Origin of the sequence: Robiginitalea sp. (assembly GCF_049588695.1) — a bacterium.
In the GTDB taxonomy this organism is placed as follows: domain Bacteria; phylum Bacteroidota; class Bacteroidia; order Flavobacteriales; family Flavobacteriaceae; genus Robiginitalea.
This window is the reverse complement of the sequence record NZ_JBAVZJ010000312.1, coordinates 1-4,660: the sequence shown is the minus strand read 5'-3', so window position 1 is coordinate 4,660 and position 4,660 is coordinate 1. Positions and strand designations below refer to the sequence as shown.

Annotated in this window: 5 protein-coding genes; all 5 read right to left on the bottom strand. The window is 49.5% G+C overall.

All coding sequences use genetic code 11. The annotated features are described in order from the left end of the window. Positions 1–674 (bottom strand): NAD(P)-dependent oxidoreductase (locus WBV75_RS07665; protein ID WP_424120043.1); only part of this gene is annotated, 674 nt, incomplete at its 3' end. A gap of 39 nt (positions 675–713) precedes the next feature. Then, the gene (gene mgtE, locus WBV75_RS07660) at positions 714–2,066 is read right to left on the bottom strand and encodes a magnesium transporter (protein WP_424120042.1); all 1,353 of its coding nucleotides are present in this window, start codon (positions 2,064–2,066) and stop codon (positions 714–716) included. Continuing rightward, positions 2,053–2,913: a 16S rRNA (adenine(1518)-N(6)/adenine(1519)-N(6))-dimethyltransferase RsmA gene (gene rsmA / locus WBV75_RS07655; RefSeq protein WP_424120041.1), complete on the bottom strand. Its 861-nt coding sequence runs from the start codon at positions 2,911–2,913 to the stop codon at positions 2,053–2,055. The genes mgtE and rsmA overlap by 14 nt, the downstream gene beginning before the upstream one ends. Further along, a complete protein-coding gene (locus WBV75_RS07650; RefSeq protein ID WP_424120040.1) occupies positions 2,910–3,224 on the bottom strand; it encodes a DUF4286 family protein in 315 nt (104 codons plus the stop codon). The genes rsmA and WBV75_RS07650 overlap by 4 nt, the downstream gene beginning before the upstream one ends. A gap of 18 nt (positions 3,225–3,242) precedes the next feature. Beyond that, the coding region (locus WBV75_RS07645) for a tetratricopeptide repeat protein (RefSeq protein ID WP_424120039.1) at positions 3,243–4,660 on the bottom strand (1,418 nt) is incomplete at its 5' end.

Sequence of the window (4,660 nt, the reverse complement as noted above, 5' to 3'; positions counted from 1 at the left end):
GTATTGAGCAGCCAGAATGGTTTATGAAAGGCGTCAATAAATGCTGAATCCACCATTTGAATAGTCTCTGGGGTTTCGGGCACATGCAGGCTTACGATATCGGCCCTTTTTTGAAATTCCATAATACCTACTTGGCGGGCATCTTCGTTGCCCACACCTCCAAGGATATCGTAGCAAATTACCTCCGCTCCGAAACCCCTCAATCTTTGAGCAAAGGCTTTTCCCATATTCCCATATCCGATGATACCCACTGTTTTTCCTCCAATCTCCCAACCCCGGTTCGCTTCTCTTCTCCAGACGCCTTCCCGGACTTCAGCATTGGCCGTACAAAGTTTGTTGAAAAGAGCCAGCAGCATCCCAAGGGTATGTTCGCCCACAGCATCCCGGTTTCCCTCGGGTGCCGCGGCCAGAAAAATTCCTTTTTCTTTTGCGTAGGCCACATCGATATTTTCGAGCCCTGCGCCTACACGGCCTATAAACCGGAGGTTATCCGCCCGGTCCAGGAAGGCTTTGTCTACGGGTAGTCGACTGCGAAGGATCAGGCCCTGATAGGTGCCAATTTTGTCCAGGATGACTTCCCTTGGACTGGTGTAATCCTTATGGTTTTCAAATCCGAGTTTTTCAAATTCTTCCAGGAGGAGCGGGTGGTTTTCATCCAGGTGAAGTACCTTAATCATATGGGTCAGGCGATATTAGGTTGAACATGTATGCGGTCAGATCCCCAGCACGGTCTTTGCGATCCAGAAATATATCAGAATCCCGAAAATATCATTACTCGTTGTGATAAAAGGTCCTGTGGCTATGGCCGGGTCAATGCCTCTTTTATGCAGGAAAAGCGGGATAAACGTCCCGATAATTCCGGCGACAATAATTACAGCAATCAGGGAGATTGAAATCGCCAGGGCCGTCGGAAAATCACCTTTCCATGCCCAGGTAAAAAGCAGAAGTACCGCCGAGAGGATCAGCCCATTGAGGGTAGCGAGCAGGAGTTCCTTAATCAGCCGGTCGGAGATGCTGCCTTTCAGGTCGTCGTTGGCCAGGCCCTGTACGATAATGGCACTGGACTGTACGCCTACATTTCCGGCCATGGCCGCGATCAGGGGAGTGAAGAAAAACAAAATAGCGTGGTTGCTGATCATGGATTCAAAACCGCCCATAATTCCGGCGGCTCCCACACCCCCAACCAGCCCTAAAAACAGCCAGGGCAACCGGGCACGCGTGAGTTCCCAGATACTGTCATCGGCCTCCACGTCCTGGGAGATACCCGCAGCGAGTTGGTAGTCCTTTTCAGCCTCTTCCCGAATTACATCCACTATATCGTCAATGGTAATCCGGCCGACCAGACGGCCGATTTCATCCACCACAGGGATGGCCTCCAGATCGTATTTTGACATTATCTTGGCCACCTCTTCCGGTTTTTCATTCACATTGACGGAGTCTACTTTTGGAATATAGACATCCCGGATGTGCGCAGTCATAGATGCAGTCAGAAGGTCCTTCAGGGACAGACGTCCTTTGAGCAGGCCTCCATCGTCCACGACATAGATGGAATGCACCCTTGTGACGCTTTCGGCTTGTTGACGCATTTCTTTAACACAATTCAGGACGGTCCAGTTTTCATTGACTTTAACCAGCTCCTTAGCCATAAGTCCCCCCGCTGAGTTTTCATCGTACCGGAGCAGATCAACGATATCCCGGGCGTGCTTTCGGTCCGAGATGGCCGAAATGACCTCTTGTACGATCTCTTTCGGAAGTTCCCCAACGATATCTGCGGCGTCATCTGTATCGAGTTCTTCGAGTTCCCCGGCAATCTCTTTTGAAGAAAGGTTACTCAGGATGTCCTCTCGTAAATCCTCATCGAGCTCGGTAAGCACGTCAGAGGTCTGTTCGCTATTGAGGAGTTTGATCAGATATGTAGCCTGATCTTCAGTGAGCTCGTTGATTACTTCGGCAATGTCCGCATAGTGGTACTCCTCCATCATGGTTCTCAGGGCCGTATTGTCCTGCTGGTCAATATAGGCCTCAATGGAGGTGAGAAGTTCTTCTGTAAGCTTAAAGGGCGTCATCCGAGATTCGCTGTGACAGGGTGATAAATTCCGAGACACTCAATTGTTCCGGGCGTCTGCCAAATATAGTATCTTCTTTTAGATTCTCTGAGAGATTCAGGCTTTTCAGGCTATTGCGCAGCGTTTTGCGTCTTTGGTTGAAGGCGGATTTTACGACATGGAAAAATACTTTTTCTTCAAAGGGGAGTTGCCAGGTTTCCCGTCGTGCCAAATGCAGCACTCCTGAGGATACGGCCGGGGGTGGATCAAAGACTTCCGGGGGAACGGTAAAGCGATATTCAGCTTTGTAAAATGCCTGTACCAGAACAGAGAGAATACCATAGACTTTGCTTCCCGGACCCGAACAGATTCGTTCTGCCACTTCTTTTTGGAACATCCCACTGAATTCCGGTATACGATCCCGGTGCTCCAGGAGCCGGAAAACGATCTGTGTGGAAATATTGTAGGGAAAGTTTCCTGTAATGGCAAAGGGTTCCCCGGAAAAGAGGGGTTCCAGGGCCATCTTTAAAAAATCCTTTTCCACAACTTCCAAAAACCTTTTTCTCGTAGCTTCCGGGAGTTGTGGAATGTATCGGGTATGCAGGTACTCCACGGATTCGCGGTCGAGCTCAACGGCGATAAGTTTTATGGGACGCTGCAGTAAAAATTCAGTTAAAACGCCCGTTCCCGGACCAATTTCAAGGACATTGGCGGTTTTAGTGAGTTCCAGGGTTTCCGCAATGCGGGCCGCAATGGTCACATCTTTCAGGAAATGCTGGCCCAGGTGTTTTTTGGGTCGGACCTCAGAGCGCTCATGGCGGTTACTGTGTTTTTTGCCCTGCCTTTGAGTGCGCTGCCTGTTCTTCATCCGTGATCGCTTATAATTTCAAGTTCGGTACGAAAAGCGACAAACGCCTCCCCGAACCGGTCAAAGCCATCCTGTCGCATAGCCGCTGCATCTTCAGTGTAGTACGCTTCGAGTTGCTTCCTGCTTTGGGTTTGATATTGTACGGCATAGGTGAATCCCCCCATCTCCTCCTCGACAAGGACCCGACACATTCGTGCGGAGCTGAATTTCCCGGTACCCAGCATTTGCGGGATATGGATTTGATTCATCCACTCCAGCCAGGCGTCGTGAATGGAAGGATCTACATTGATTGTAACGTTATAAATGTACATGGGCGTTGTCCTTATAACTTAATTCACCGGATCTCCCCGGAGTATTCGGAATTGTTTCCGCGCTTGTGGAAAATAATAACTGTCCTGGAAGCGGAAGATAATCTCCCTGTAGTGCTCCATGGCTTTTTCGGGCGCATCCAATTTTGTGCGATAGAGCTCGGCCAGCCTGAAGTGTGCATCGTCGGCCAGGATATCAGCGTCATAAAACTCTGTAATCTTCAGGTAGCTCATACGCGCTCCTGAGTAGTCTTCAACTTCCTCCAGGAGCTTCCCCTGCATCAGTAGTGCTTCATCTTCGATGCTTTCCCCCTTGTGCGTGAGCAGCAATTCCTCAAGGACGTTGAGCGCCTCAGTGTTTTTTTTGCGATAGGATAACAGATCTGCCTGGGCGTATTTCCGAAGTGCGGTTTGCGTGGAATCCGCGAAAGAGTTGTCCGAAATAATCAGGCTCAGCTGCATCGCATCGTTTGCGATTAGCTGGGAAGTTGAATTTCGGAGTACCTTGAGCTGGGTGAGCGCCCAATCAAAATCTCCTTTGTAAAAACTCGTCTGCGCGACCTTATAACGCGCCTCCTGCCCCATGACATCATTCTTCAGGTCCTTCTGGACTTGTGTAAACAGGATCAGGGCTTCGTTAAAGCGCTGATTGTAGACAAGGATGTCACCGAGATTCAGTTTTACATACCCTTTTGTGTATTCGGGTAAAGGTTGCTCCAGGCTCCTTTTCAGGATGGTAATGGCTGCATCGGGTTGCTCCATACGAAAGGTCAGGAAATTGGCATAACTAATCTGCAGCTGAATGGACGCCACATCGTACCCGTACTCCGTCAACAGGGATTCATAGGTCTTCTGGGTTTTTCCCAGATTGGGAGAAGTATTTTCGAGCAGCCCGATATCGATAAGGTGCAATTTTGCATTGAGCTGGTCGATGCGATCCCCGCTTTGGTTTTCAATAAACTCAAAAGCATCCCGGGCGGCCTCCAGATCGCTGGCTTCTTCGGCAATTCTGCCCAGACTGCTAATGCGATCGAGATTTCCGCTTTCCCTCCGCCTGTAAATGGCTTTCTCCTGGCTTAGGGCACTCCCGTATTGTTGTTGTTCGATAAAGAGCCAACTGAGCATCTCATTCCAGAGCGGGTTGGGATCACTTTGGGCCCGGGTCAGCAGGGTTTTTCGAAGCAGCACATTATTTTCATTTTCGGGATCAGAAGAGACAAATCCCTGGAGTACCCTCAGGACATTGGGTTTGATTTCTTCCCTTTGCGAAATGAGGTCCATATAGGCTTCATACATCAAGGCTACTTCTCCCTGTTCCCCGTAAATCCGCGCAATCTGGGTGTTGTAATCGAGTTCGGGATTCAGTTCCATAGAACGCCTGTAGGCCTGTAGGGCATAATCCAGCAGGGCATATTGTTGAAATTTAAAACCCAGTACGT